1 protein-coding gene is annotated in these 446 nt (G+C 57.6%); it reads right to left on the reverse strand.

Translation table 11 applies throughout. The features are described 5' to 3' along the window. A partial coding sequence (locus tag DVK07_RS21770; protein ID WP_233565660.1) for a universal stress protein occupies nucleotides 1-386 on the reverse strand: 386 nt, incomplete at its 3' end. Nucleotides 387-446 lie beyond the last annotated feature (60 nt).

A 446-nucleotide genomic window follows, 5' to 3' on the forward strand; every position in this document is an offset into this window, starting at 1 on the left:
TCGACGTTTGCGGCGAGTTCGAGGATCGCCTCACCGGGATCGCCGACCACGCCACGAACCTCGTGCGCGACGCCGGCGTCGTCGAGACGGGCAGTCACCGAGCGGACGACCTCGTGTTCAGCGACAACCTCGTCAACGGAGTGTTCATCGTCAGGATACTGGTCAAGCAGGTCGTCATACTCTGTCCGGGAGAGGATCTGCGGATAGTTCCCGCCGCTTATCGCCGGTATCGTGGTCACGACGCCGTCGTCCTCGTCCGGAATGGCGTGAGCCACCACGACGGTGGAATCAGTTGGGACAGCAATCTCCAAGACGGCATCGACGAGCCGATTGAGCCGGTCCTCGTCCGAGTCGCTGACTGGCAGCAGTATTGTCTCGATGTTCACGTAGAAAGCTATATTCACTAGATATAAGTAAATTTATATTTGCGGTTGGTGGAATCTGAA

Origin of the sequence: Halorubrum sp. Atlit-26R (assembly GCF_003666015.1) — an archaeon.
Lineage (GTDB): Archaea > Halobacteriota > Halobacteria > Halobacteriales > Haloferacaceae > Halorubrum.